Annotated in this window: 23 protein-coding genes; 10 read left to right on the forward strand and 13 right to left on the reverse strand. The window is 72.3% G+C overall.

Annotated features, from left to right (window positions below; translation table 11 throughout):
* Positions 1-7: 7 nt before the first annotated feature.
* From AB0A69_RS05105 to AB0A69_RS05155, 11 genes are all read right to left on the reverse strand, one after another.
* Positions 8-1,126, reverse strand: a complete 1,119-nt coding sequence (locus AB0A69_RS05105; RefSeq protein WP_361415484.1) for an MlaD family protein — start codon at positions 1,124-1,126, stop codon at positions 8-10.
* The gene (locus AB0A69_RS05110; protein ID WP_361416790.1) at positions 1,126-2,175 is read right to left on the reverse strand and encodes an MCE family protein; all 1,050 of its coding nucleotides are present in this window, start codon (positions 2,173-2,175) and stop codon (positions 1,126-1,128) included. The genes AB0A69_RS05105 and AB0A69_RS05110 overlap by 1 nt, the downstream gene beginning before the upstream one ends.
* Before the next feature lie 83 nt (positions 2,176-2,258).
* Positions 2,259-3,371 carry an MCE family protein gene (locus AB0A69_RS05115; RefSeq protein WP_361415486.1) on the reverse strand — a complete coding sequence of 371 codons (1,113 nt, stop codon included), beginning with the start codon at positions 3,369-3,371 and terminating at the stop codon, positions 2,259-2,261.
* Positions 3,368-4,459: an MCE family protein gene (locus tag AB0A69_RS05120; protein WP_361415488.1), complete on the reverse strand. Its 1,092-nt coding sequence runs from the start codon at positions 4,457-4,459 to the stop codon at positions 3,368-3,370. The genes AB0A69_RS05115 and AB0A69_RS05120 overlap by 4 nt, the downstream gene beginning before the upstream one ends.
* The gene (locus AB0A69_RS05125) at positions 4,456-5,487 is read right to left on the reverse strand and encodes an MCE family protein (RefSeq protein ID WP_361415490.1); all 1,032 of its coding nucleotides are present in this window, start codon (positions 5,485-5,487) and stop codon (positions 4,456-4,458) included. Before AB0A69_RS05125 ends, AB0A69_RS05120 begins: the two co-directional genes overlap by 4 nt.
* Entirely contained in the window at positions 5,484-6,782 is a 1,299-nt protein-coding gene (locus AB0A69_RS05130) for an MCE family protein (protein ID WP_361415492.1), read from the reverse strand. The genes AB0A69_RS05125 and AB0A69_RS05130 overlap by 4 nt, the downstream gene beginning before the upstream one ends.
* On the reverse strand, positions 6,779-7,585 hold the full coding sequence (locus tag AB0A69_RS05135; protein ID WP_361415494.1) for an ABC transporter permease: 807 nt from the start codon (positions 7,583-7,585) through the stop codon (positions 6,779-6,781). The genes AB0A69_RS05130 and AB0A69_RS05135 overlap by 4 nt, the downstream gene beginning before the upstream one ends.
* A 2-nt stretch (positions 7,586-7,587) precedes the next feature.
* Complete coding sequence (locus AB0A69_RS05140; protein ID WP_361415496.1) at positions 7,588-8,496, reverse strand: ABC transporter permease; 909 nt, start codon at positions 8,494-8,496, stop codon at positions 7,588-7,590.
* Entirely contained in the window at positions 8,493-9,473 is a 981-nt protein-coding gene (locus AB0A69_RS05145) for an ATP-binding cassette domain-containing protein (protein ID WP_361415498.1), read from the reverse strand. Before AB0A69_RS05145 ends, AB0A69_RS05140 begins: the two co-directional genes overlap by 4 nt.
* A gap of 201 nt (positions 9,474-9,674) precedes the next feature.
* Positions 9,675-11,270, reverse strand: a complete 1,596-nt coding sequence (locus tag AB0A69_RS05150; protein ID WP_361415500.1) for a DUF6801 domain-containing protein — start codon at positions 11,268-11,270, stop codon at positions 9,675-9,677.
* Positions 11,271-11,431: 161 nt separating this feature from the next.
* The gene (locus AB0A69_RS05155; RefSeq protein ID WP_361415502.1) at positions 11,432-12,085 is read right to left on the reverse strand and encodes a hypothetical protein; all 654 of its coding nucleotides are present in this window, start codon (positions 12,083-12,085) and stop codon (positions 11,432-11,434) included.
* 628 nt (positions 12,086-12,713) lie between these two features.
* On the opposite strand from AB0A69_RS05155, the gene AB0A69_RS05160 reads away from it, so the two are divergent.
* The 4 genes from AB0A69_RS05160 to AB0A69_RS05175 all read left to right on the forward strand — a co-directional run bounded on the left by AB0A69_RS05160 (position 12,714) and on the right by AB0A69_RS05175 (position 16,993).
* Positions 12,714-13,931, forward strand: coding sequence for a helix-turn-helix domain-containing protein (locus AB0A69_RS05160; RefSeq protein ID WP_361415504.1), 1,218 nt, complete (start codon positions 12,714-12,716; stop codon positions 13,929-13,931).
* Between the two features lie 165 nt (positions 13,932-14,096).
* Entirely contained in the window at positions 14,097-14,357 is a 261-nt protein-coding gene (locus AB0A69_RS05165) for a hypothetical protein (RefSeq protein WP_361415506.1), read from the forward strand.
* 30 nt (positions 14,358-14,387) lie between these two features.
* Positions 14,388-14,825 (forward strand): GNAT family N-acetyltransferase, encoded by a 438-nt coding sequence (locus tag AB0A69_RS05170; RefSeq protein ID WP_361415508.1) that lies wholly within the window; start codon positions 14,388-14,390, stop codon positions 14,823-14,825.
* Positions 14,826-14,920: 95 nt separating this feature from the next.
* Entirely contained in the window at positions 14,921-16,993 is a 2,073-nt protein-coding gene (locus AB0A69_RS05175; RefSeq protein ID WP_361415510.1) for an MDR family MFS transporter, read from the forward strand.
* 110 nt (positions 16,994-17,103) lie between these two features.
* On the opposite strand, the gene AB0A69_RS05180 is transcribed toward AB0A69_RS05175, so the two are convergent.
* Positions 17,104-17,553 carry a YchJ family protein gene (locus AB0A69_RS05180; protein ID WP_361415512.1) on the reverse strand — a complete coding sequence of 150 codons (450 nt, stop codon included), beginning with the start codon at positions 17,551-17,553 and terminating at the stop codon, positions 17,104-17,106.
* Positions 17,554-17,781: 228 nt separating this feature from the next.
* On the opposite strand from AB0A69_RS05180, the gene tgmA reads away from it, so the two are divergent.
* From tgmA to AB0A69_RS05210, 6 genes are all read left to right on the forward strand, one after another.
* Positions 17,782-17,982 (forward strand): putative ATP-grasp-modified RiPP, encoded by a 201-nt coding sequence (gene tgmA / locus AB0A69_RS05185; protein ID WP_361415514.1) that lies wholly within the window; start codon positions 17,782-17,784, stop codon positions 17,980-17,982.
* 18 nt (positions 17,983-18,000) lie between these two features.
* Positions 18,001-18,942 (forward strand): ATP-grasp ribosomal peptide maturase, encoded by a 942-nt coding sequence (gene tgmB, locus AB0A69_RS05190; protein WP_361415516.1) that lies wholly within the window; start codon positions 18,001-18,003, stop codon positions 18,940-18,942.
* A gap of 48 nt (positions 18,943-18,990) precedes the next feature.
* Positions 18,991-19,497, forward strand: a complete 507-nt coding sequence (locus AB0A69_RS05195; protein WP_361415518.1) for an EF-hand domain-containing protein — start codon at positions 18,991-18,993, stop codon at positions 19,495-19,497.
* Between the two features lie 173 nt (positions 19,498-19,670).
* A complete protein-coding gene (locus AB0A69_RS05200; protein ID WP_361415520.1) occupies positions 19,671-21,473 on the forward strand; it encodes an FAD-dependent oxidoreductase in 1,803 nt (600 codons plus the stop codon).
* 30 nt (positions 21,474-21,503) lie between these two features.
* Entirely contained in the window at positions 21,504-22,832 is a 1,329-nt protein-coding gene (locus AB0A69_RS05205; protein WP_361415522.1) for a 6-phospho-beta-glucosidase, read from the forward strand.
* Between the two features lie 63 nt (positions 22,833-22,895).
* Positions 22,896-24,815 carry a M64 family metallopeptidase gene (locus AB0A69_RS05210; protein ID WP_361415524.1) on the forward strand — a complete coding sequence of 640 codons (1,920 nt, stop codon included), beginning with the start codon at positions 22,896-22,898 and terminating at the stop codon, positions 24,813-24,815.
* A gap of 12 nt (positions 24,816-24,827) precedes the next feature.
* Here AB0A69_RS05210 and AB0A69_RS05215 read toward each other — a convergent pair whose 3' ends face one another.
* Complete coding sequence (locus AB0A69_RS05215; RefSeq protein WP_361415526.1) at positions 24,828-25,667, reverse strand: SAM-dependent methyltransferase; 840 nt, start codon at positions 25,665-25,667, stop codon at positions 24,828-24,830.
* Positions 25,668-25,694: the final 27 nt, after the last annotated feature.

The following is a 25,694-nucleotide window of genomic DNA, read 5'->3' on the forward strand; positions in this document are numbered from 1 at the left end:
CCCGTCCTCATGGGCGTCCGCCCCGGGGCGCGTTCGCGGAGCCGCGGACGTTGACGCCGCTGGAGGGCGGTGCGGTGCAGCGCGCCTGGGTGTTGAGGGCGGGCGGGGCCGACAGATCGAGGCCGTTGCGGTAGGGCGTCCCGCCGTAGCCGGTGGTGCAGGGCAGTGGCTGGAAGAAGGTCACCGACATGCCGAAGTTGGCGCCCTGAGGGGTGACGGCGGTCGCCCCGGCGGCGGCGAGGGCGGGCATGGTGACCAGGAACTCCTCCATGCCGCGCTGGCGTGTCACGGCCACCTCCGAGACGGTGAGGAGGTTGGCGAGGACGACTCCGAAGGCCGGGTCGAGGTCCTTCAGCAGTGTGCTGACCTGGCCGGCCGCACCGGGCGCGGCGGCGATGAGCCTGCGCAGGTCCGCGTCCGAGCCCTTGAGCTCCGCGGCGAGCTCCCGGGCGCCGGAGGCGAAGGAGGTGAGGGCCTCGCCCTCCTCGGCCTGGGTGCGCAGGACCGTCTCGGCGTCGATCACCAGCCGGGTGTTGGCGGGCAGCGCCTTGTCGGCGGCGCGTACGAAGGCGTCGCCGCCGTCCAGCAGCGCCTGGAGGTCGTCGCCGCGGCCGTTGAGTGCCGTGCCGAGTTCGTCGACGACCGTGCGCAGCGACTCCAGGTCGACGGAGGCGGCGAGGTCGCCGATCCCGCTGAGCACGGTGGTGACGGGCGGGGGCGTACGGGTGTCGGAGCGCGGGATGACGGTGCCGTCGCGCAGGTACGGGCCGCCGGAACCGGCCGGCCGCAGGTCGATGTACTGCTCGCCGACGGCCGACAGATTGGCGACCACGGCTTCCAGGTCCGCCGGGATGGGGGGCGCCGAGTCGTCGATGCGCAGCTCGGCCTCGACTCCGTCACCGGTGAGCTCGATGGGGCCGACACGGCCCACGGAGACACCCCGGTAGGTGACGTTGGAGTGGGTGAACAGGCCCCCTGCCGCGTCGAGTTGGACGCGGATGGTGTAGTAGTCGCGGAAGCCCGCGTACCGGCCGAGGTCGGCGTACCGCACGCCGACGTAGCCGAGGACGACGACCGCGATGAGGAGGAAGGCGAGGTTCTTCAGCCGGATGGCGAGGGTCGGCATCAGTTCCTCCCGGCCGACGGCAGCGGTAGGGGCAGGGGCAGGGGTGGCCCGGCGGCCGCCGGGTCCTGCGGCGGGACCAGCGGTGGTACGAGCTGGGTGCCGGGTGCGGCGGCGACGTCGAGGTAGACGTTGAGGTAGTCGCCCTTGACGCCCCGCAGCACCTCGTCCGTGAACGGGTAGGTGAGCAGCACCTGGAGCGAGTCGGGCAGCGCCTTGCCCGCATCCGCCAGCGCCCGCAGGGTCGGTCCGAGCGCCTTGAGGTCGGCGACCAGATCGGCCTTGGTGCGGTTGACGGTGTCGACGGCGACGGTGGAGAGGGTGTCGAGGGCGCCGAGCATGGTGAGCAGGGAGGCGCGCTGGCGCTCCAGCACCTTCAGGCCGGGGCTGAGTCCGGTGAGCACCTTGCCGACGTCCCGCTCGCGGGTGGCGAGGGTGGCGGAGAGCCGGTTGACGCCGTCGAGGGCCGCGGTGATGTCGGCCTTGTTGCCGTCCAGGCTGGTGACGAGGGTGTCCATGCGCGTGAGGAGGGACCGGACCTCGGTCTCGTTGCCGCGCAGCGCCTTGGAGAGCTCGGCGGTGATGGTCCGCAGCTGCTGGACGCCGCCGCCGTTGAGGAGCATCGACAGGGCTCCGAAGACCTCCTCGACCTCGGGGTTGCGGTTGGTGCGGCTCAGCGGGATGCGGTCGCCGTGCGCGAGCGTGCCCCCGGCCGCCTTCGTGGGCGCGGAGAGCTGGACGTACTTCTCGCCGAGCAGGCTGGACTGCTCCAATTGCGCGTGGGCGTTGGCGGGCAGCCGTACGTCGCCGTTGACGCGCAGGGTGACCTTCGCGGACCACGCCTCGCTCCCGGCCCCGCCGGCCAGGGCGATGCGTGTCACGCGGCCGACGGCGACGTCGTTGACCTTGACCGCCGCGTTCGGTACGAGGCTGAGGACGTCCGCGAACTCCGCGGTGACCTCGTACGGATGGTCGCCGAGGTCGGCACCGCCGGGCAAGGGCAGTTGCTCGATGCCGGACAGCTCGGGGCCCGCCGGCGGGTCGCAGCTCACGGCGGTCGCGGTGAAGCCGACGGCGAGGGCGAGGACGGCGGCCACGCCCGTGGTGGTCGTCGTGGTACGGGTGGTGGGTCGTTTCACCGCGCGGCTCCGTCCTCGGCCGTGCCGTAGACCTGGCCGACCGCGGGGAGCGGGAGGGCGGGCAGGTCCTTGCGGCGGGCCGGTTCGACGGGGACCAGCCCCGGCGCCCCGGCACCGCCGGAGGCGCCGGAGCCACCGGAACCGCCGGAGCCCATGCTGAGCTCGTTGATGTCGGCGCGTCCGTTGAGGGTGCGGTGCAGCGGGTCGTACGCCTTGAGTGCGTTGCCCGCGGCGAGCGGCGCGGTGTCGAGGGCCTCGGCGAGTGAGGCGCGCTGGTCGGCCAGCGTGCGGGTGATCGGCAGCAGGATGTCGACGTTCCGCTTCAGGCTGCCGCGGTTCTTCTCGATGAAGGTCTTCACCTGGATGAGGGCGGTGGAGAGCTCCTTGAGGGCGGCGGCGAGGTTCTCCTTGTCCTCGGCGAGGAAGCCGGTGACGGTGGCGAGCCGGCGCTCGGCCGTGCGCACCTGGCCGTCGTTGTCCTTCAGCATGGTGGTGAAGGACTGGAGGTACGCGAGGGTGTCGAAGAGGTCGTCGCTGCTGGAGTCGAGGGTCTTGGCGGCCTTGCCGAACTGCTCGATGGAGTCGCCTATCGCCTTGCCGTTGCCCCGGAGGTTGGCGGCGCCGGTGTCGAGCAGGTCCGCGAGGGCGCCCTGGGCGTTGGCCCCCTCGGGGCCGAGGGCCTCGCTGAGCTGGTTGATCGACGCGTAGAGCTGGTCGATTTCGAGGGGTGTGGCGTTGCGGGCGGCGGGCAGGACGGCTCCGTCGCGCAGCCGGGGCCCGCCCGTGTAGGCGGGGGCGAGCTGGATGTACCGGTCGGAGACGATGCTGGGGGCGACGAGTACCGCGTGGGCGTCGGCCGGGACGCGGACGCCCTCGCCGAGCAGGAGCGTGACCTCGACCTCCTTGCCCTTCGGGCGGACCGCTCCGACGGTGCCGACCTTCACGCCCAGGACGCGCAGGTCGGAGCCCTCGTACACCCCGGTGGCCCGGTCGAAGTAGGCCGTGACGCGGGTGGTGTGCGCCGCGTCGAGGGCCTGGAGGCCGGAGGCCGCCGCGACCGCGACGACGGCGAGGCCGGCGCCGAGGCCGATGGCGCGTCTGAGGTTCACCTGGCACCCCCTGTGGGCTTGGGCGGCATGCACCCGGTGGCCGGGGGCGTGCCGGGCGGGAGGTAGTTCCTGGGGACGAGGCCGCAGACGTACGTGTCGAGCCAGCGGCCGTTGCCGAGGGTGTTGCCGACGAGCCGGTAGTACGGGCCGGCCAGGGCCAGGGTGCGGTCGAGGCTCTGCCGGTTCTTCAACAGGACTCCGGTGACCCGGCTCAGCGACTCCAGGGTGGGGCCGAGCTGCCGGTTGTTGTCCTGGACGAGCCCGGTGAGCTGGGTACCGAGGTTCCGGGCGCCGGTGAGGAGCTGGTGGATGGCGTCGCGCCGGGCCTGGATCTCGCCGAGCAGCAGGCCGCCGTCCTCCAGGAGGGTCTCGAAGCTGCTCTTCTTGGTGGCCAGGGTCTTGGCCAGTTGCTTGCTGCCCTTGAGGAGTTCGGCGAGCTGGGTGTCGCGCGACGACACGGTCCGCGACAGCGCCGACAGGCCCTCGGCGGCGCTGCGCACGTCGGGCGGGGCGTTCTCGAAGGTGGCGGAGAGGGCGTCGAAGCTCGCCGCGAGCTGCCGCGTGTCGATGGCGTTGATGGTGTCGCCGAGGCCGTTGAGCGCCTGGGTGACGTCGTACGGGGACGTGGTGCGGGACGCGGGGATGCGGGTGGCGGGGTTCTGACGGCGGGTGCCGAGCGGGTCGACGGCGAGGTACTTCTCGCCGAGGAGCGTCTTGATGGCGATGGCGGCGGTGCTCGCGTCACCGATCCAGGTGCCGTCGTCGACCTCGAAGGTGACCTTGACCTTGGCGCCGTCGAGGGCGACGCCGGTCACCGCGCCGACCTTGACTCCGGCGACGCGCACCTCGTCGCCCTCGTCGAGGCCGGCGGCCTCGGTGAAGTCGGCGGTGTACGCGGTGCGGGCCACGAGAGCGTCGATCTTGTACGCGCCGAGGCCGATGAGGGCGAGGACGAGGAGCCCGACGAGGCCGGTGAGGACGGGGTTGCGCTCCCGTACGGGCGTGAGGCGGAACCGGGGACGGGGCACACGCGGTGCGAGGAGGCGGAAACGGGGCCGGGGCACACGCGGTCCGAGGAGGCGTCTCATCCGCGGCACCTCGCTTCCGTGAGCGGGATACCGGTGGGCGGCTTCGAGCCGTCGGAGGTGGTGACACCCGTGACCGTGGCCTCGCAGAGGTAGAGGTTGAGCCACGACCCGTACGAGGCGAGCCGCCCGACGGCCTGCATCTTGGCGGGGCTCTTGCGGAGGAAGTCCTCGATCTGCGGGGTGCTCTGCGCCAGTTGGCCGGAGAGGCGGCCCAGTTGGCGGATGTCCTCCTTGAGCGGGGCGCGGCCGTCCTCGAGGAGCCCGGCCGTGACGGTGGTGAGCGAGCCCATGGCGGTGATGGCCTCCCCGAGCCGTTCGCGGTCGCCGGCGAAGCCGCTGACGAGCTGCTGGAGGGTGACGACGAGGTCGTTGAAGTTCTCCTCGCGGTCGTTGACCGTCTGCAGCACCGTGGTGAGGTTCCGGATCACCTCACCGATCACCTTGTCCTTGGCCGCGACGGTGCCGGTCAGCGAACCCACGTGCCGCAGCAGCGAGTCGACGGTGCCGCCCTCCCCCTGGAGGACCTGGACGATGGAGCCGGCGAGGCTGTTGACCTCGGTCGGTGAGAGCCCTTCGAAGAGCGGCTGGAATCCGTTGAAGAGCTGGGTGAGGTCGAGGGCGGGAGTCGTCCGCTCCAGCGGGATGACGGCACCGGGCGGCAGGGTCCGCCCGACGGGGCCGGTGCCCCGGTCGAGGTCGACGTACCGCTGGCCGACCATGTTCAGGTACTTGATCGACGCGGTGGCGGAGGCGGGCAGTGCCCGTCCCTTCTGGACGGTGAAGCCGACTTCGGCGACGCGCCGGTCGACGACGCGGATCGACGCGACCTGACCCACCTTCACCCCGGCGATCCGCACGCTGTCGCCCTCGACGAGGCCGGTGACGTCGGTGAAGCGGGCACGGTACGCGCTGGTCTCACCGACCCCGGTGTTGGCGATGGACAGCGCCAGGACGGCGGTGGCGAAGACGGTCACCACGATGAAGGCGAGCGACTTGGTGAGCGGCCCGGCGAGGGAGCGGCGCTTCACTGCAGGGTCACCTCCGCTCCACGGAAGAGGGGGCCGGTCAGGACGGTGGACCAGTCGGGCAGCGCCTGGGGCGCGGTCCCCAGGCCCGGGGCGATGAGCTCGTTGACGAGCTGGTTCTCCTGCGGGGAGTTGGGCAGGCCCAGGCCCCGGGCGCGGTCGCTCGCCCCGGCGGCGGCGCCGGGTTTCCCCGTGTACGGGACGGAGTAGCAGTGCGGCCCGCCGTTCGCCTCGTACACGGGCCGGTCCTTGCCGGGCACGTACGCGCCACGGGAGGGCACGGTACGGACGGTGACGTGGAGCCCCGGCTCGTCGGTGCCCTTGCCCAGCGCCCGGTCCATCGCGGGGACGAAACCGGCGAGGGTGCGCAGGGTGCAGGGGAAGGAGGGGGCGTAGCGGCCGAGCAGCTCCAGGGTGGGGCGTGAGGCGGCGGAGAGGCGGATGAGGTGGTGCCGGTTCTCGCGCAGGAAGGCCGTCAGGTCCTGGGCGGTCGCCGTCGTGGCGCCGTACAGGCGGGCGAGCTGTGCCTGCTGCTCGGCGAGGGTGCCGCTGGTGGTGGTGAAGTCCGTGAGCGCGTCGAGGATGTCGGGCGCGGCGTCCCCGTACACCCGGCTGACCTCGACGAGGTGCGTGATGTCGCGGTTGAGGGCGGGCAGGTGCGGGTTGAGCTTCTTCAGGTGCGCGTCGAGCGTGACGAGGGTGCGGCCGAGCTGCTCGCCGCGGCCTTCGAGCGCCTGGGCGACGGCCGTGAGGGTGGCCGACAGTTTCTCCGGCTTCACGGCCGTGAGCAGGGGGAGCACCTGGTCCAGGACCTGTTCGAGTTCGACGGCGTTGGCGGAACGGTCCTGCGGGATGGTGGCGCCCGCCGCGAGCGTACGCGGTGAGGAGGTGGCGGCCGGTGGGACGAGGGCGACGAACCGTTCGCCGAAGAGGGTGGTGGGCAGCATCTGGGCGGTGACGTCCGCCGGGATGCGGTCGAGGTGGCCGGGGCGGATGGCCAGGGTGAGGCGGGCACCGGTGCCGTCGGCGCGGATGTCGCGCACCTCGCCGACGACCACGCCGCGCAGCTTCACCTCGGCGCCGCGGTGCATCTCGTTGCCGACGCTGGCGGTGAGGACGGTGACGGTGGCGTCGCGGCTGAACTCCTTGTCGTACACGGCGACCGACAGCCGGATGAGGAGGACGGGGACGAGCAGGAACACGGCCCCGGCGAGGCGTCTGCGGAGGGCGCGCGCGTGGGTCCGCGCCTGGGTCCGCGTGGGGGTGCGCGTGGTGCGCGTGGGGGTGCGCGTGTTCATCCGGCCACCTTCACGGTCGTGGTCGCGCCCCAGATGGCGAGCGAGAGGAAGAAGTCGGTGACGCTGATCAGCACGATGGCGTTGCGTACGGAGCGGCCGACGGCGACCCCGACGCCCGCCGGGCCGCCGTGGGCGTGGAAGCCGTAGTAGCAGTGCGCGAGGATCACCATCACGCTGAAGATCAGCACCTTGAGGATGGAGAGCAGCACGTCGTCCGGGGAGAGGAACAGGTCGAAGTAGTGGTCGTACGTGCCCGCCGACTGGCCGTTGAAGAGGACGGTGACCGCGCGGGAGGCGGCGTACGAGGAGAGCAGGCCGATCGCGTAGAGCGGGATGATCGCGACGACGCCCGCGATGATGCGGGTGGTGACGAGGTACGGCATCGAGCGCAGGCCCATCGCTTCGAGGGCGTCCACCTCCTCGTTGATGCGCATCGCGCCGAGCTGCGCGGTGAAGCCGGCGCCGACGGTGGCGGAGAGGGCGAGTCCGGCGACGAGCGGGGCGATCTCGCGGGTGTTGAAGTAGGCGGAGACGAAGCCGGTGAAGGCGGAGGTGCCGATCTGGTTCAGCGCGGCGTACCCCTGGAGGCCGACGACGGTTCCCGTGAACAGCGTCATGGCGACCATCACGCCGATGGTTCCGCCGATGACGCCGAGGCCACCGCTGCCGAAGGCCACCTCGGCGAGGAGGCGTTGGACCTCCTTCAGGTAGCGGCGCAGGGTGCGCGGGATCCAGAGCAGCGCCTTGGCGTAGAAGAGGAGCTGGTCTCCGGAGCGGTCGAGCCAGGCGAGGGGCGAGGCCATGGTCAGGCCCCCTTCGCCGGGACGATCTGGAGGTAGATCGCGGTGAGCACCATGTTGACGAAGAAGAGGAGGAGGAAGGTGATGACGACGGACTGGTTGACGGCGTCGCCGACGCCCTTGGGGCCGCCGCGCGGATTCAGGCCCCGGTGGGCGGCGACGATGCCGGCGAGGAAGCCGAAGATCAGTGCCTTGATCTCGCTGATCCAGAGGTCGGGCAGTTGGGCGAGGGCGGAGAAGCCGGAGAGGTACGCGCCCGGGGTGCCGCCCTGCATGACGACGTTGAAGAAGTAGCCGCCGAGGGTGCCGACGACGGAGACCATGCCGTTGAGGAGCACCGCGACGAGCATGGTCGCGAGCACGCGGGGCACGACGAGCCGCTGGACGGGCGAGACGCCCATGACCTCCATGGCGTCGAGCTCCTCGCGGATCTTCCGCGAACCGAGGTCGGCGCAGATGGCGGAGCCGCCGGCGCCGGCGATGAGCAGGGCCACGATCAGCGGGCTGGCCTGCTGGATGACGGCGAGGACGCTGGCGCCGCCGGTGAACGACTGGGCGCCGAGCTGCTGGGTGAGCGAGCCGACCTGGAGCGCGATGACCGCGCCGAACGGGATCGACACCAGGGCGGCGGGCAGGATGGTGACGCTCGCGACGAACCAGAACTGCTCGACGAACTCCCGGAACTGGAAGGGCCGCCGGAAGACGTCGCGGGACACGGTGGCGGCGAGCGCGAAGAGCTTGCCGCTCTCGCGGAGGGGCGCGAGCAGGCGCGAGGGCACCGGAGCTTGGGGGTACGGGGGCTCGGCCGACCGGGATTCGGTCGGCGCGGGCTCAGGCGCCGGGGCCTTGGCGGGCGGGGCCTCAGGCGGGGCCCCGACGGGCGGGGCGCCGGGCGCCGGGTGTTCGGGGGTCATGAGGCGGGACCGCCGGCCGGGGCGTGACTGCGCAGGATGGCCGACCTGGCGGCTTCCGGGAGGTCCGACAGCATCCCGAGGACCCTCTCGCGACGGCGCAGCACGGCCGCGCGGGCCGGCATGCCGGGCGAGGGCTCCAACTGCGGCGCCAGCGGACGGGGGTGCGGCGGGCACGGAGCGGAGGCGCGCTGTTCGCGCGCGAGGGTCGCGGCGTCCTTCTCCTCCGACATGCCGATCGGCCCCTCGCGCCGTCCGGCGAGGAATTGAGCCACGACCGGCTCGTCGCTGGTGAGCAGCACTTCGCGCGGCCCGAAGGTGACGAGCCGGCGCCGGAAGAGCATCCCCATGTTGTCGGGAACGGTCGCCGCGATGTCGAGATTGTGCGTGACGATGAGCATCGTCGCGTCGATCTGCGCGTTCAGGTCGATGAGCAGCTGCGAGAGATACGCGGTGCGCACGGGGTCGAGCCCGGAGTCTGGCTCGTCGCACAGGATGATGTGCGGGTCCAGGACCAGCGCCCGGGCCAGGCCCGCGCGTTTGCGCATGCCGCCGGATATCTCGCCGGGGAGTTTCCCTTCGGCGCCGATGAGGCCGACCATGTCCATCCGCTCCATGACGATGCGGCGGATCTCGGACTCCTTCTTGCGGGTGTGTTCGCGGAGCGGGAACGCGACGTTGTCGAAGAGCGTCATCGAGCCGAAGAGGGCTCCGTCCTGGAACATCAGACCGAAGAGCTTGCGGGTTTCGTAGATGTCGCGTTCGGGGCTGTTGACCATGTCGACACCATTGATGAGGACGCGGCCGCGCTCGGGTTTGACGAGCCCGATGATGGATTTCAGGAAGACGGTCTTCCCCGTGCCGGACGGCCCGAGCATGACGCTTACCTCACCGGCGGGCAGGGTGAGGGTCACGTCCTGCCAGATGTTCTGTTTGCCGAAGGATTTGGTGAGCCCTTCGACGACCACTTCTGTTCCCATCCCACCACAACTCCAGACAGACGCCGCTCATGCTGAGGAAGTGACAAAAGTGCACCGGGGAAAGCGCACGTTACGGTGACGGTGAAGGCACGGACAAGCGTTCCGCCGGCGCTTTCCGTGGTGACCCGCGCGTTTGTCATCGCGTGACAAATCCGCGGGCGGAATTTGTCGCCCGGTGCGTATCGGCCGGGACACCCCACCTCAGCGCTCGGGCCGCGGCCTCGGCGGGTCGGGGCAGTGCGGGCTGCCGGGCGCGCAGAGCGGGCCCTGCGTCATCTTCATGTAGTTGCCCGTACCGGAGAGCGACGCGGTGAAGAGCCGATCCAGATCCTCCCCCGCCCGAACTGCTGCCCGAACTCCCGAGCCCTCCCCTGCGCCCGCCCCTGTTCCGGCGCCTGCTCCCGCCCGGCAGCCGCGGAAGTCGGGGAGCGTCGCGGTGGCCGTCAGCGGTCCGCCACCGGCGACGGTGTACCCGTGGGGCCGGCCGTCGACGTCGTTGTAGCCGCGGCCGGTCAGGACCAGGTCCATGGGGCGGGCCGAACGGCAGCGGGGGCCGACGTCGAGCGGGGTGCCGTTGACCTTCACGTCGTACAGCCGGATCCACACCTTGCCGGTGACCGTGGAGACCTCCGGCTGCCGCCCCTGCTCGTCCAAGGGGTAGCCGTGGGTGACGATCTCCATCGGCCCGACCGCGGTCAGCTCCACGGTGGCGGTGGTGGGCATGAAGCCGAAGGTGAGGAAGGTCGAGGTCGCGGGCGGGAGTTGCGGCTTTCCGCGGTGGTCGAACCGGACATCGCTGTAGATGGCGAAATACGGCCCTTCGGGAGGGTTGCAGATGAGCAGCTGATAGGCCTTCAGCATGTTCACGCGCAGCATGCCCGGCTCTTTGAGGAAAATGGCCCCACCGAGCTTCCGGACATTCGAGTAGCCGGCGATGTATCCGTGCGCCGGGGTCGGTTCCAGGGGGAAGGGCGGTTCTTCGACACATTCCCTGCCGTCCCCCTTTCCGCTGGCCTCTCCGTCGGCCTTGCCGCCACCGGGCTCTTCACCGCGGCCGGGCTGCTGCGCCGGGCCGCCCGGCTCCTCCACCACCGGAGGCCTCGGCCGCTCCCCCGGGCCGGGCCCGGGCGGCGTCGCGGGGGCGGTCGCCGCCGTCACGGCGACCCGCGCGAACTCCGTCTTCTCGCCCGGCTCGGGTGTGCAGGCGAGGGACAGGTTCGGTGGTGTGGTGGGCCGGTCGTCCGCCCCCCGCGCCAGCAGGTCCAGCGAGACGGCCCCCGCCGAGAAGGCGAGTTCGCCCTCGGAACGGGCGGTGACCGTCGGCACGGCGCCCCGTGCCTCGATCGTGTACGCGCCCTGCGCGGGCACGGCCGTCTCCGGGGCCGACAGCTGCGCCCAGGGTGCCTCCACAGTCTCGGCATCCGGGGCGTCCTGGGTGACGAGCGTGGTGAGGCGGACAATGCCGCCGGTCTTCGCCGCCCCCACTGCGACGAGATCGGCGACCGCCTCCGGCGACAGCTGCACGCCCACGATGACGGACTCCGGGTGGACGGGCCGTCCGGCCCGCACCTGCCGGGGCAGGACCGCCGAGATCCGTACCGTCGCCGCCCGCTCCCCGCCGCCGCCGCCCGGCAGGACGCAGCGGTAGGCCAGGGCCCGGTCCACGGTCTGCCCGCCCTCGTCGGCGGCGGCGCCCGTACCGACGCCCGTACCGGGAACGAGCCCCGCCACCAGTACGACGGCCCCCATCGCCACCGTACGGCGCAGGCCCCGTCGCCCGTGCGCTGCCTCGCTCATACCGTCGCGCCCTCTCTCGAAGTCCCGAAGCCCGAAGCCCGAAGCCCGAAGTCTCGAAGCCCGAAGTCCCGGAGTCCGAAGCCCCGGAGTCCCGACCGCGCGGCCGGGGTGAGCCGTCCGCGCGGCGGGGCAGCAGTCGGCCGTCCGCCCCTCGACGGGCCTTACGGGCTGGTGACCGTGAGGATGGGCGTGACCTTGTACTGGGCGCGGAACGTCGCCACGTTGCCGTTGTTCAGCAGACCGGCGCACGCGCCGGTGACCTCGGAGATCGTCAGGGCGGGCGTCGCGTCGTCCGCGATGCTCAGGACACCGGTGGCGTTCGTGTACGAACCGGTGTTGGCCGTCCCCTTGATGCGTGCGGAACAGGTACCGGCGATGCTGGTGCCGGTCAGCTTGACGTCGATGGCGGTGATGTTGCCCTTGGTCACACCCGCGCTGTACGTGGTGCCGTTGAGTGACATGGGGGCGTTGCTCGTGGCGATCCAGGTGGAGCCGAGCGGGCCGGTGCACTTGGAGGCCGAGTTGCCGAAGGTGGCGTTCTGGATGATGGCCAGGCCGATGCCGTCGGAGTCGACGCCGTCCACGGCGGTGCCGGACGCGGCGATGGTCCGACAGGTGACCTGCGCGCCGGTGGACTTGTTGGTGAGCACCGCCGTCGTCCCGGCGACGTTCACGGCGGTGAACTTGTCGTCGGCGGCGGGGTTGGTGACGGTCCACGAGGCCTGTGCGGCCGCCGAGGCGTTGGTGGCGGTGACTCCGGCCGCGCCGAGGAGCGCGGCGGCGGCGATGGCGGACAGTTTCGTCATGCGTCGCATGGGTGTTCCCTCCTGGGGATTCGGGCGTACCCGATGGACCGCTTTCCGTCCCCGCGCGGCTCTTTCGGGTGGGAGGTACGGAAAGCGTGAGCGGCTCACTTCTCAGAACACGGCGCCGATATGTCCCGCTCCATCGGCCGCCGGGCGTAAGCACCTTGCGCCAGTGACGCTACGAGCGGGTAACCAAGCGCGCAATACTCGGCCGACGGTTTTCCGCGGCGCCCTTACTCGCCGGTATTTTCTTGTCGTCACCGGAGCAGATCGCCACGCTTTCTTGTTGAGAAGTGCGCAGCTCCCCGTCGCTCCCGTCTTCGGCCCTCGCCGGGTCCGGCCACCCGCCAGGCCACCCCGGGGCCGCCCTCGGCAACCTCCGGCCACCGTCCGGCCGCCCCTGGTCGCCCCTGGTCCCCCCGGCCACCGTCCGGCCACCGTCCGGCTTCGGCCAAATCACCGCGGCGGGCCCCCGGCGGCTGTCCCAACTACTGCGCGGCCCGGGCCTCCTGGACTATGTTCGGGCCCCCACGAAGTGCCACCGGAAGTGCTCGGACCGTCGATCCGCGGGAGCGCTCTCACCGCCCACGCCCGCTCCCACCCCCACCGGACGTCCGGAGAACGAGGGGACAGCCGCATGCCCAGAACCACCCAGCCGTCGGACGCGGGCGAGCCGCTGGGGCAGCTCCCCCAGGAGTTCGCCGCCATCATCAGGCCCGAACTGCCCAGCCTGGTCAAAGAGATCGGCATCGAGGTCACCCGGGCCTATCCCGAGTACGCGCGATTACTCAACGGCCCCTACCGGCAGGCGCTCCAGTACGGCGTCGAGCAGAACATCGCCGCCTTCGCCGAGCGCGTCGCCTCCCCTTCCGCCCCCACGACGCTGCGCGACGAAGTGTGCCGCCGGTTCGGCCGGTTCGAGGCGTACGAGGGCCGGAGCCTGGAGACCCTCCAGGGCGCGTACCGCCTCGGCGCCCGGGTCGCCCTGCGGCGCGCGAAGAAGGTCGGCCGGCGCTACAACCTCTCCCCGACGCTGCTGCTGAGCTTCGCCGACGCCCTCTTCGCGTACGTCGACGAGCTGGAAGCGCTCTCCCGCGAGGGCTACCTCGAGGTGCGGGCGCAGGCCGACGCGCGCTCGGAGCTGCTGCGGAGAAGGCTGCTGCACCTCGTGCTGTCGGGGCCGCCCCTGCCGCGTACCGCCCTCACCGAGTTGTGCGAGCAGACGGGCTGGACGCTGCCCGAGCTGGTCACACCGGTGGCGCTGCGCTCCCCCGCAACGCTCTCCCCGTCGGTGCTGGACAACGATGTCCTGCTGGACCCGGCCGACCCGCAGCCGCTGCTGCTCATTCCCGGCGCCGTGGACGATGCCCGCCGCCGCATGCTGGAGGCGGCCCTGCCGACCGTACGCGCCGCCGTGGGCCTCACCGTGCCGACCGCCTCCGCCGCCGACTCGCTGCGCTGGGCACGGCGCGTGCTGGAGCTCATCGACGCGGAGGCCATCGAGGACCGGGCGCTCGTCTTCTGCGCGGACCACCTGGTGACGTTGTGGCTGCTCGCCGATCCCGCGCTCACCGAACAGCTCGCCGAACGTGAACTGGCGCCGCTCGCCGAGCTCACCCCGACCCGCCGCTCCCGGCTCGTCGAGACGTTGCGGGTCTGGCTGGAAACCCGCGGTACGGCGGCCCAGATGGGCCGGCTGCTGGAGGTGCACCCGCAGACGGTGCGCTACCGGATGCGGAGCCTGGAGCACCGGCTGGGCGGGCGGCTCACCGATCCGGAGGCCCGGTTCGCGCTGGAGGCGGTGCTGCGGGCCCTCCATCTGCGGAGCGGGCGGCCGGGCGGCCGGGGCCGCTGATCGGAGGGCTTACGCGCCCGTGACTGGTGCGCCCGGGTGAGAAACGGTTGCAGCACAGATACAAACCCGCGGGAAAACCGGGATACGCGTCCTGTACTCATGGAGGGAGCACCGCATCGGACCGCTGCCACCGAGCAGCGGGCAGCAAGCAGCAAAGGACCTGACGTGACCGCCTCGCCCCTCGTGCCCGTCCCGATCCCCGACCGTGTCGCCGCCCTGATCGGGTCGTGCATGCCGATCGGCATCCTGCAGGCGGAGATCGACGCCGAGTGCGCGGCCCGCGAGGTCCGCCGCTTCCGCTTCCCGATGTGCCAGGAGGACCAGGCGGACCGCGAGCACGCGCTGGCGCTGCTGGCCAGGGCCAACAAGGTGCTCGGCGCGTACAACCCGGGCCTGCTCCTGCGGCCGGGCGGGGCCGCCCTCTGAGCCCGCCGGGGCGCGTGCCACAGTGATCCCATGATCACCACGGGAAGGCTGGAGCCGTCCGACCGGGAGGCCTGGGAGGCGCTCTTCCGCGCGTACATCGGCTTCTACCAGAGGGTGGAGCCGCCGCAGATGTACGAGCGGTCCTGGCGTGAGTTCCAGGCCGACACACGGATGCACGCCCTCGGGGCCCGGCTGGACGGCCGCCTCGTGGGCATCACGCACTTCTTCGTGCACGCCAACACCTCGGGTCCGGACGTGTGTTACCTCCAGGACCTGTTCACCGCGGCCGACGTACGCGGCAGGGGGGTGGCGCGGGCGCTGATCGCCGCCGTGACGGAGTGGGCGCGCGAGCAGGGCTGCGTACGGGTGTACTGGAACACGCACGAGTCCAACGCGACGGCCCGGCGGCTGTACGACAAGGTGGCCGAGAACCGGGGCTTCATCCGGTACCAGATCGAACTCACCTAGGGCCTGATCCGGAAGACAGGCCCTACGCCCGCGCCCGTCACCGGTCCGGACCGTGCCCGCATGCGGCGGTGCCCTGCCGGTGTGAGGGTGCAAGCGTGACGACGACGACCACGCAGCAGGCACCGGTGGCGGCGCCGCCGGTGCTCGACGCCCGGCAGCGGAACATCGTCTTCGTGACGATCATGCTCGGGGTGCTGCTGGCCGCGCTCGACCAGACGATCGTCGGTACGGCGCTGCCCACGATCGTCGCGGACCTGGGCGGCGCCGCGCACATGTCGTGGGTCGTCACCGCGTACCTGCTGGCGGAGACGGTCGCCACCGTCCTGGTCGGCAAGTTCGGCGACCTCTTCGGGCGGAAGGTCGTCTTCCAGGTCTCCACGGTCGTCTTCGTCGCCGGTTCCTTCCTGTGCGGCCTGGCCGCCAACATGCCGCTGCTGATCCTCTGGCGCGGGGTGCAGGGCGTCGGCGCGGGCGGGCTGATGGTGACGTCCATGGCGCTGATCGCGGACGTCATCCCGCTGCGCGAGCGCGGCAAGTACCAGGGCGCGATCGGCGCGGTCTTCGGGGTGTCGACGGTGATCGGTCCGCTGCTCGGCGGGCTGTTCACCGATCACCTGTCCTGGCGGTGGGCGTTCTACGTCAACGTCCCCATCGCCGTCGTCGTCGTGCTCGCGGCGGCCCGCACCATCCCGTCCGTCAGATCGGCGTCCCGGCCGGTGATCGACTACCCCGGCATCGCCCTCGTCGCGATCGGGGCGAGCGCACTGATCCTCGCCACCAGCTGGGGCGGCAACGAATACGCGTGGGGCTCCCCGGTCATCGTCGGGCTGTTCGTGGGCGGGGTCGTCGCGCTCGCGCTGTTCTGCGTGGCCGAGACGCGGGCCGTGGAGCCGATGCTGCCCATGCGGCTGTTCGGCAATCCCGTCTTCACCGTGTGCTCGGTGCTCAGCTTCATCGTGGGCTTCGCCATGCTCGGCGCGATGATCTTCCTGCCGTCGTACCTCCAGTACGTCGACGGCGACTCGGCCACCGTCTCCGGCGTCCGTACGCTGCCCCTGGTCATCGGGCTGCTCATCGCCTCCGTCTACAGCGGCAACGTGACCGGCAAGACCGGCCGGTACCGGGTCTTCCCGATCGTCGGCTCGCTGGTGATGGGGGTCGGGCTCTACCTCCTGTCTCTGATGGGACGCGGGACGGACGCCTGGCTGGAGTCGCTGTACATGTTCGTGCTCGGCGTCGGGATCGGCCTGTGCATGCAGGTGCTGACGATCGCCGTGCAGAACACCGTGGAGTACGCGGACCTCGGCACGGCCACCTCGGGCGTGACCTTCTTCCGCACGCTCGGCATGTCCTTCGGTACGGCGGTCTTCGGGACGATCTACGCCAACGCCCTGGCGCCCAACCTACGGGAGGGCATCGGCGAGGCGGTGGCGGACGTTCCGGGTGCGGCGGCCCCGGCGGAGGCGGCGGCGCTGGCCCGCGCGGCGCTCAGCCCGCAGGGCGTGCACGGGCTGCCGGCCGAACAGGCGGTGCCTCTGGTCGAGGCGTACGCGGACACCCTGCACACGGTGTTCCTGTGGACGGTGCCGGTGGCCGTGGTCGGCTTCGTGGTGTCGCTGTTCCTGCGGCAGGTACGGCTGCGGGACGCGGCGCGCGTCACGGCGTCGGACATGGGCGAGGGGTTCTCGTCGCCGGTGGCGACGGCGGACTCGGCACGGCTGCTGGAGCTGGCGGTGGGCAGGCTGCTGCGCCGGGTGGACCTGACGACGGTGCGGCGGGTGATCGAGGACTCCGACACGCGGCTGGACGTGGCGGGCGCATGGGCGGTGATGCAGGTGGAGGTGTTCACCCGCCTGGTGGGGCACGCGAGCCTGGGGCTGATCGCGGCGCGACGGCGGGTGCCTCCGGAGGTGCTGGTTCCGGCCTTCGACCGGATGGTCGAGGAGGGGTACCTGACCCGGGCCGGACACCTGTTCTCCCTCACCCAGGCGGGGGCGCGGGAGGCGGCGGTGATCAGCGAGGCGTGGACGCGCTGGCTGACGGACCGGCTCGAACGGGACAGCGACCGCCCGAGCGGCCCGGAGCTGCGGGCGGCGACGGACACGATCGCCAAGCGCATGCTGGCGGAGGACCTGGCGTCGGCCGACACCGCGCGGACCGGTGCCTGACCGGTGCCTGACCGGTGCCTGACCGGTGCCTGACCGGCGCCTGACCGGTGCCTGACCGGTGCCTGACCGGTGCCTGACCGGTGTCCGGCCCAGTGCCCGGTCAGGGCTGATCAGTCGATGAACGTCCCGTCCACGTAGACCCAGGCCCCGTCCTCCTTCTCGAACCGGCTCCGCTCGTGGAGCGCGCCGGGCTCGCCCCCGTGGGTGTAGCGGGCGACGAAGGTGACGGTGCCGGTCGTGTGGAACAGGGTGCCGTCCGTGGCCTCGGTGACCTCCAGCCCCGTCCAGCGCATGTCGGGGTCGAACTCCACGCGCGGCGGCCTCGTACGCGCGGCCCAGGTGCGCAGCAGGTACGGCTCGTCGTGGACGACGAAGGCGCTGTAGCGGGAGCGCATCAGCGACTCCGCGGTCGGGGCGTGGGCCTCCCCCGCGTGGAACCGTCCGCAGCAGGCCCCGTACGCGTCCCCGCGCCCGCAGGGGCAGGGCGCGTCGGCCCGTACGGCGGAGACCGCCGGTGCGGGGCGCGGTGGGGTGGTACGTCGGGGGGTGCGTCGGGCCATACGCCCCATTCTGCCCCGACGCGCCGGAGCGGGCGCCGCCGGGTCGCGCGCCGCCGGGAACCGGGCGACGCGTAAGGAGAGTTCATGAGCCGACGGGGAAAACGTACGGGGACCGCCCACACGCCGCCGTGGCACACAGTCACGAGAACCCTACAGGTTGGCTGCGTACTGTCATACGGATCGAGAGCCGGCACCACGATGAACGAGATGATGAGACGAGGGAGAGCCATGCACCCTTTCGCTTACACCTATGCCCGTCCGCAGGAGAGCGCGGACGACGTCGACGTCACGGAGCTGTACACCTACGACGCCGCGCGCCAGCTGAACGTGCTGCCGGACGGCCGCCCCGCCATCGCCGAGCCCGCGATCCTGCTGGCCGCCGGCACCACCACGTCCAAGGCCGGTTCCCAGACCCACTTCGACGACTGAGCGGCCGGCGGCCCGCTCATGACCGTACTGATCCTGACCAGCCCTCAGGACGTCACGGCCGACATGGTGGTGGACAAGCTGCAGGCCCGGGGCGTCCCCCTGGTCCGCCTGGATCCCGCCGACCTCCCGGGTGAGGTGGACCTGTCGGCCGAGTACGTACGCGGCGACTTCCACGGCTATCTGTCGGCGCAGGGCCGCATGGTCAGCTCCCGGGCCCTGCGCTCCATATGGATGCGCAGGCCCGGCGAGCCGGCGGCGCACGCGCCCGAGCGCTCGGACTGGCTCGGCGCCGAGACCGCGCAGGCGTTGTACGGAATGCTGTACTCCACCACGGCGCGCTGGATGAACCACCCCCGGCAGGCGGCGCAGGCCCGGCACAAGCCGTGGCAACTGCGGCTCGCGCACCACAGCGGTTTCGCCGTGCCGCCCACCGTCATCACGACCTTCCCCCGGGTGGCCGAGGAGTTCGCGGCGACGTACGGGCCGGTCGTGGTCAAGTCCCTCTCGGGGCCGCCGCGCGGCGGGCCGCCGGTCGAGCTGCCGACCACGCTGCTCGGGCCCGGTACGGACTTCACCGGTGTCGCGGCCGGCCCCACCCTGCTCCAGCAGTACGTGCCCAAGCGGGCCGACCTGCGGGTCACCTATGTGGGCGGACGGCTCTTCACCGCCCGGAAGTCGTCCGCGCCCGGCCAGGTCGACGGGCGCTACGGCGACACCGGGCACCCCTGGCAGCCTGCCGAGGTGCCGGACCGGATCGTCCGGGGCGTGCGCGACTACACGGACATGGCCGGACTGGCGTACGCGGCCTTCGACTTCGCCGAGGACGAGGAGGGGCTGTGGTGGTTCCTGGAGTGCAACCAGGGCGGGCAGTTCGGCTTCGTGGAGGCGGAGACGGGCCAGCCGATCGCCGAGGCGGTCGCCTCCTGGCTGGCGCCGCATCACCCATCGGAGCGAACATGATCGACGGATCGCCCACCGGCGGCCGTGCGGGTGGCACGCTCTCGGAACATGACCGACACCAGCAGCAAGGCACACCTCTCGGCCCTCCGGGAGTTCCGGAGCATGGACGCGGACGGGGACGGCTCCGTCGGCCGCGACGACTTCCTGCGGGCCCCGCGCAGGCTCCTGGAGGAGCTCGGCATCCCGGAGGACGCGGGCAAGGGCCGCGCTCTCATGGACGCCAACGAGCGGCAGTGGGGCTTCCTGCTCTCGATCGCCGACAAGGACGAGGACGGCACCCTGACGGTCGATGAGTACACGGCCGCCCGCATCTCGCCCTCCTTCCGCGCCCCGCAACACCAAGGCGAGGGTGACGTCTCCGGGACACTGTTCGACGTCCTGGACGCGGACGGGGACGGCTCGATCGACCGCGACGAGTTCGTACGGGCGGCGGACTTCCTCGGCATGACCGCCGAGGAGGCCGGGGAGTACTTCGCGCGGCTCGACGCCGACGACAGCGGACGGGTCGACGGCAAGGAGTTCCTGAAGGCGGTGAAGCGCTTCTACACCAGCTGACCCCCGGGCAACCGCCGGGCGGCCCCCGGGCGGCCCCGGACGTCCTCGCCCCGCCCCGCCTGGCGGAAACCGGCCAATGTGCTCCCAGTGCACTCCTGATCGGTTCCGAGCCGAGCGGGGCGGCCCTATGCTCCTGCGACCAACGTGACCGTTACCGCGGGTAAGGGGTGGGCATGGAGCGTACGGGTACGACACGGCGTGGTTTCGTGGCGGGGGCCGCAGCGGCGGCCGGTGCCGTGGGGGCGGGGCTCCTCCCGGCCGGCCCCGCAGCGGCGGCCGTCGCGCAGGGCTCGGCGGAGGACTCGACGGAGCGCGCGGCCGGCCGGTCCGTCGCGGTGTTCGGCGGCGGCGTCGCCGGGCTCACCGCCGCACACGAGCTCGCGGAACGCGGCTTCCGGGTGACCGTCTACGAACGGCGCGCGCTCGGCGGCAAGGCGCGCAGCTTCGACGTACCGGGCAGCGCGAAGGGCGGGCGCAGACCGCTCCCCGCCGAGCACGGGTTCCGGTTCATCCCGGGGATCTACCACAACCTGCCGGACACGATGCGGCGCATCCCCTACCCCGGCAACGCGCGCGGTGTCTTCGACAACCTCGTCGCACCGCCCGAGATGATGTTCGCCCGCACCGGCCGCGAGGACCTGCGGATGTCCATCCCCTGGCCCGGGCACAAGCCGGCCGCCCTCACGCTCGACGACGTCCGCCGGGCGCTGACCGCCCTCGTCGAGACGGCCGCAGGGCTGCCGCCGCACGAGACCGCGTACTTCGTCAACCGCGCGCTCGTCTTCCTCACCAGCTGCGACGAGCGGCGCGACGAGGTGTGGGAGCGCACGCCGTGGTGGGACTTCACCCGGGCCGCGCGGATGTCGGAGACGTACCAGCGGATCCTCGCCATCGGCGTCACCCGCAACATCGTCGCGACGAAGGCCGAGGAGGCCAGCACCCGCACCGTCGGCACCCTCGGCGAGGCGTTCGTCTTCAACGCGCTCGGCCGCGGCGCGGACGGCCCCCCGGACCGCATCCTCAACGCCCCCACCAATGAGGCGTGGATCGACCCGTGGGAGGCCCACCTCCGCTCCCTCGGCGTGGAGTTCAGGATCGGCTGGACGCTGCGCGAGGTGCTGTACGGGGACGGGCGGGTCGGCGGCGCGCTGGTCGAGGACCCGGACGGGGTGCGCGGAAACGTCACCGCGGACCACTACGTCTGCGCGCTGCCGGTCGAGCACGCCCGCCGCACCTGGGGTCCGGCACTGCGCGCGGCGGATCCGCAGCTGGCGCGGTGCGACAAGCTCCAGACGGACTGGATGACGGGCATCCAGTTCTATCTGACCGAGCGCCCGCCGCTCGTCCACGGCCACCTCAACTGCATCGACTCGCCCTGGTCGCTCACCGCCATCGCACAGGCCGAGCACTGGCCGCACCAGGACTTCCCCGCCGACTACGGCGACGGCGTGGCCGTGGACTGCCTGTCCGTCGACATCTCCGAGTGGGACAAGCCGGGGATCCTGTACGGGAAGACGGCCAAGCAGTGCACGCGCGAGCAGGTGGCCCGCGAGGTGTGGGCCCAGCTGAAGGCGGCGCTCAACGACACGGGTCGTACGGCGCTCAAGGACAGCGCGCTGCACTCCTGGTACCTGGACCCGGGCGTGGACGGCCTCGGCACCCCGAACCCGACCAACGAGGACGAGCTCCTCATCCACCCGGTCGGCACCTTCCACCACCGGCCGTCGGCCGCCACGGCGATCCCCAACTTCTACCTGGCGGGCGACTACGTCTCCGTCGACATCGACCTCGCGACGATGGAGGGCGCCAACGCCGCGGCCCGCCAGGCGGTCAACTCCCTGCTGGACCGCACGGGCTCGACGGCGCCCCGCTGCACGGTCAAGCCGCTGTTCCGCGCCCCGGAGATCGAGCTCCTCAAGCGCCACGACCGCACCCGCTACCGGCTGGGCCTGCGCAACGCCCTCGACCTGGGGTGACGTGGACGGCGTGCTTGTAGCGTTGCCACCATGAAGCTAGCGATTCTGGGCGGTGGCGGTTTCCGCGTCCCGTTGGTGTACCGGGCGCTCCTCGGCGACCGCGGGCCGGGCCGGGTCACGCGCGTCACGCTGTACGACGTGGACGCGGGCCGGCTCGCGGCGATCGGCGGGGTGATGGCCGAGCAGGCGGCGGGCGTCCCGGACGCGCCCGCGGTGAGCACCACCACGGATCTCGACGAGGCCCTGCGCGGCGCCCACTTCGTGTTCTCGGCGATCCGCGTGGGGGGTCTCGCGGGCCGGGCGGCCGACGAGCGGGTGGCGCTCGCCGAGGGCGTGCTGGGCCAGGAGACGGTCGGCGCGGGCGGCATCGCGTACGGGCTGCGCACGGTGCCGGTCGCGACGGCGATCGCGCGGCGTGTCGCGGCGGTCGCCCCGGACGCGTGGGTCATCAACTTCACCAATCCGGCGGGGCTCGTGACGGAGGCCATGGCGCGGGTGCTCGGCGACCGGGTGATCGGCATCTGCGACTCCCCCGTGGGTCTGGGGCGGCGCGTGGCGCGGCTGCTGGGCGCCGACCCGGCGGAGGCGTGGTTCGACTACGTGGGCCTCAACCACCTGGGCTGGCTGCGCGGCGTCCGGGTGGGCGGGCGGGACGAGCTGCCGCGGCTGCTGGCGGACCCGGAGGCGCTGGGCTCCTTCGAGGAGGGCCGGCTCTTCGGCGCCGCGTGGCTGCGCTCGCTGGGCGCGATCCCGAACGAGTACCTGCACTACTACTACTTCAACCGGGAGGCGGCCTCGGCCTACCGGGGCGCCGAACGGACCAGGGGCGCCTACCTGCGCGACCAGCAGGCGGCCTTCTACGGCTCCCCGTCCCTCGTCACCTGGCACAGCACCCTCGCCGAGCGGGAGGCGACGTACATGGCGGCCAACCGGGCCGCCGCGGGCGCCGGGGAGCGGGCCGCGGAGGATCTGGAGCCGGGCGGCTACGAGCAGGTGGCGCTGGCGCTGATGCGGGCCATCGCGCGCGACGAGCGCGCCACCCTCATCCTGAACGTCCGCAACCGTACGACGCTGTCGGTGCTGGACGCCGACGCCGTGGTGGAGGTGCCCTGCCTCGTCGACGCCAACGGCGCCCATCCGGTGGCGGTGGCGCCGCTCCCGTACCACGCCGTCGGTCTGGTGACGGCGGTGAAGGCGGTGGAGCGCGAGGTGCTGGCGGCGGCGGAGAGCGGCTCGCGGGAGGCGGCGGTGAAGGCGTTCGCGCTGCACCCGCTGGTCGACTCGGTGGCGGTGGCGCGGCGGCTGCTGGACGCTTACGTGGCGGAGCACACGGGCCTGGCGTACCTGGCCAAATCCTAGGGCCTGTGTGGCGCGACAGCGCTCCCTTTACCGGGCGTGGGGCGCACCGTACGCTCCGGCCCCATGGTCTCCCCACGCCTCGGACGGGCCGCCGCGCTGACCGGTGCGGCCGTCCTCCTCGCCACCGCGCTGGTGGGCGCCGGTCCGGCCACCGCCGGGCAGCGCCCACCGGTCACCGAAGCCGCCACCGTCGTGCCCGTACAGACGACGGGTCCGGCCGACCGGCGGTTCAACCTGATCCTGCTCGGCGACGGCTACACCGCCGAGCAGCTGCCCGAGTTCCGGGCGGACGTCGAGCAGCACCTCAACGTGCTGTGGAGCATCGAGCCGTTCGCGTCGTACCGCTCGTACGTCAACGTGTGGGCCGTGGAGGTCCCCTCGCGCGAGTCGGGCGTGGACTGCGATCCGGGGCTGGACGCCCCGCGCCGCGACACGCCGTTGGGGATGGGCTTCTGGGGCGGCTGCGACGCGGACAGCGTGCAGCGGCTGCTCACCGTGGACGGCGGCGCGGCGAACGCGCTCGCCGACCTCGTCCCCGGTACGACGGGCGCCAACCGGCAGATCGTCGCCCTCGCCCACAGCGACACCTACGGCGGCGCGGGCGGCACGTACGCCACCGCGTCCGGCGGCAACGCCCTGTCCTCCCTGATCACCCCGCACGAGATCGGCCACTCACTGGGCAGGCTCCAGGACGAGTACGACTACTACGCGCGGGGCGTCCCCGGTGGCGCGTACGAGGGCGGCGAGCCGGCGTCCGCACACCACACGGTGCTGTCCGAGGCGGCGATGCGGGACCGGCGGGCCAAGTGGTGGCGCTGGCTGGGCGAGGAGAGCGAGTCGGGTGGTGTCATCGGCCGCCACGAGGGCGGGCTGTACAGCACCACGGGGGTGGGACGCCCCAGCGCGCACTCGATGATGAAGACCCTGGGGTACGCCTTCGACCAGGTCGGCCGCGAGGTGATGGTCCAGGCCATCGCGTCGAAGGTGACCCTGGTGCAGGGGCACACCCCGAACACGGCGCCGCTCGGCGCGGACCGGACGGTCTGGGTCGAGACGCTGCATCCGAACGGTGGCGAGCTCGACGTGGCCTGGCGGCTGGACGGACGCCCGCTGCGGGCGCTGAGGGGTGTCCGTACGGTCGATCTGCGACGGCTGGACCTGGCCCGTGGGACCCACACGCTGACGGCGACGGTGACGGACCCGACGCCGTTCGTACGGGACCCGGCGGTGCGGGCCTCGTCCGCCCTGACCCGTACGGTCACGTGGACGGTGGACACGTCGGTGGTCACGGAGCCGGGTGTGGTGGTGCCGCGGTTCACCGGGCACACGGCGACCGACGCGCCCGTGGGCGCCTGGTCGGTGGTGTACGCCGACACCACCCATCCCGACGACCGGACGCTCGCGGTGCGGTGGTCGCTGGACGGGCGGCCCGTGGCGAACCCGGGCAACGACCGGGACCTGGACCTGTCGGCGCTGCGGCTGTCGCCCGGTACGCACACGCTGACGGCCCGGATCGCGGGCACCTCGGGCCCGGAGGACTCGGGTCCGCAGGGCGAACTGCGCTGGACGGTGGACGCCACGGCGGCGACGGCGGCGTACGGGCTCTCGGAGCCGCTGCGCACGGTGCGCCGGCCGGGGCGGCCCGTCGAGTACGTCTACGACGGGCCGTTCACGATGCGGCTCACCGCGCGTGACGACCAGGAGGGTTACGTCGTCCGCCAGTTCCGTGTGGACGGTGACGGCTGGTACACCTACTACGGCTGGCCTACGGACGCGGACGCGCCCTTCCGTTTCACGCCGGGCGGGACGGAGATCGACGGCCTGGTGTACGGGAAGCTGGGCCGCGCGCGTGTGGTCCCGTGGGACGACGCCACGCCGGAGTACGGCACGCACACCGTGGAGTACCGGACGGTCGACGCGGCCGGGAACACCGGCGCGGCGGAGAGGTTCCTCGTCACGCTGGTGCCCCCGGCGGCCCCGTGAGACCGACGCGGACTACGGCTTGCGGGCGACGCCCGCGTAGCCCGGGATCGGCTCGTCGCCGGCGACCGGGACCACCTCGCCGAGCTCCGGGTGCCAGTCCGCCGTCAGCGACACCCCGGGCTCGACGAGCTCCAGGCCGTCGAAGAACCGCGTGAACTCCTCGCGCGTGCGCGGACGCAGGGTGAGGCCGCGCGCCGTGTACAGGGCGCGGGCCTTGGCGGCGCCCTCCGGGTCGAACTCGCCGGTGACGTGGGAGAGGACCAGGTAGCTGCCGGACGGGAGCTGCTCGACGAGCCGGTGGACCAGTTCGTACGCGCCGTCCTCGTCGTCCACGAAGTGGAGCAGGGCCAGCATGGACAGCGCGATGGGGCGGCCGAAGTCGAGGACCTTGCCCGCCCGTTCCAGGATCACCTCGGGCTCGCGCGCGTCCGCCTGGATGTACTCGGTGGCGCCCTCGGGGGTGGAGCGCAGCAGCGCCTCGGCGTGCGCGAGGACGATGGGGTCGTTGTCGCAGTAGACGATCCGCGACTCGGGGGCCGTCTCCTGGGCGATCTGGTGGAGGTTGGGCTCGGTCGGGATGCCGGTGCCGATGTCCAGGTACTGGCGTACGCCCTGGGCGGCGAGCCACCGGATGGCGCGGTGCATGTAGGCGCGGTTGACCCGGGCCATGTCCCTGCCGCGCGCGTCGACGGTGAGCAGCTGCTTGGCCATCTCCTCGTCGACGGGGTAGTTGTCCTTACCGCCCAGGAACCAGTCGTACATGCGGGCCGGGTGGGGCTTGCTCGTGTCGATGTGCACGGTGGCAGGCGGTACGACGGCAGCCGGTACGGCGGCGGGTTCTTGCGCGGTCATCTGGCACTCCAGTGGTCGGCTGGGTTG

Origin of the sequence: Streptomyces sp. NPDC045431 (assembly GCF_040646655.1) — a bacterium.
Classification (GTDB): Bacteria; Actinomycetota; Actinomycetes; order Streptomycetales; family Streptomycetaceae; genus Streptomyces.

Bases quoted from the DNA above. Each gene is read 5' to 3' on its own strand.
- AB0A69_RS05210 (WP_361415524.1), top strand. From the start codon at position 22,896: ATGGTCTCCCCACGCCTCGGACGGGCCGCCGCGCTGACCGGTGCGGCC.
- AB0A69_RS05145 (WP_361415498.1), bottom strand. From the start codon at position 9,473: ATGGGAACAGAAGTGGTCGTCGAAGGGCTCACCAAATCCTTCGGCAAA.
- AB0A69_RS05135 (WP_361415494.1), bottom strand. From the start codon at position 7,585: ATGGCCTCGCCCCTCGCCTGGCTCGACCGCTCCGGAGACCAGCTCCTC.
- AB0A69_RS05140 (WP_361415496.1), bottom strand. From the start codon at position 8,496: ATGACCCCCGAACACCCGGCGCCCGGCGCCCCGCCCGTCGGGGCCCCG.
- AB0A69_RS05105 (WP_361415484.1), bottom strand. From the start codon at position 1,126: ATGCCGACCCTCGCCATCCGGCTGAAGAACCTCGCCTTCCTCCTCATC.
- tgmB (WP_361415516.1), top strand. From the start codon at position 18,001: ATGACCGTACTGATCCTGACCAGCCCTCAGGACGTCACGGCCGACATG.
- AB0A69_RS05150 (WP_361415500.1), bottom strand. From the start codon at position 11,270: ATGAGCGAGGCAGCGCACGGGCGACGGGGCCTGCGCCGTACGGTGGCG.
- tgmA (WP_361415514.1), top strand. From the start codon at position 17,782: ATGCACCCTTTCGCTTACACCTATGCCCGTCCGCAGGAGAGCGCGGAC.
- AB0A69_RS05120 (WP_361415488.1), bottom strand. From the start codon at position 4,459: ATGAGACGCCTCCTCGGACCGCGTGTGCCCCGGCCCCGTTTCCGCCTC.
- AB0A69_RS05215 (WP_361415526.1), bottom strand. From the start codon at position 25,667: ATGACCGCGCAAGAACCCGCCGCCGTACCGGCTGCCGTCGTACCGCCT.
- AB0A69_RS05160 (WP_361415504.1), top strand. From the start codon at position 12,714: ATGCCCAGAACCACCCAGCCGTCGGACGCGGGCGAGCCGCTGGGGCAG.
- AB0A69_RS05170 (WP_361415508.1), top strand. From the start codon at position 14,388: ATGATCACCACGGGAAGGCTGGAGCCGTCCGACCGGGAGGCCTGGGAG.
- AB0A69_RS05180 (WP_361415512.1), bottom strand. From the start codon at position 17,553: ATGGCCCGACGCACCCCCCGACGTACCACCCCACCGCGCCCCGCACCG.
- AB0A69_RS05205 (WP_361415522.1), top strand. From the start codon at position 21,504: ATGAAGCTAGCGATTCTGGGCGGTGGCGGTTTCCGCGTCCCGTTGGTG.
- AB0A69_RS05200 (WP_361415520.1), top strand. From the start codon at position 19,671: ATGGAGCGTACGGGTACGACACGGCGTGGTTTCGTGGCGGGGGCCGCA.
- AB0A69_RS05130 (WP_361415492.1), bottom strand. From the start codon at position 6,782: ATGAACACGCGCACCCCCACGCGCACCACGCGCACCCCCACGCGGACC.
- AB0A69_RS05195 (WP_361415518.1), top strand. From the start codon at position 18,991: ATGACCGACACCAGCAGCAAGGCACACCTCTCGGCCCTCCGGGAGTTC.
- AB0A69_RS05155 (WP_361415502.1), bottom strand. From the start codon at position 12,085: ATGCGACGCATGACGAAACTGTCCGCCATCGCCGCCGCCGCGCTCCTC.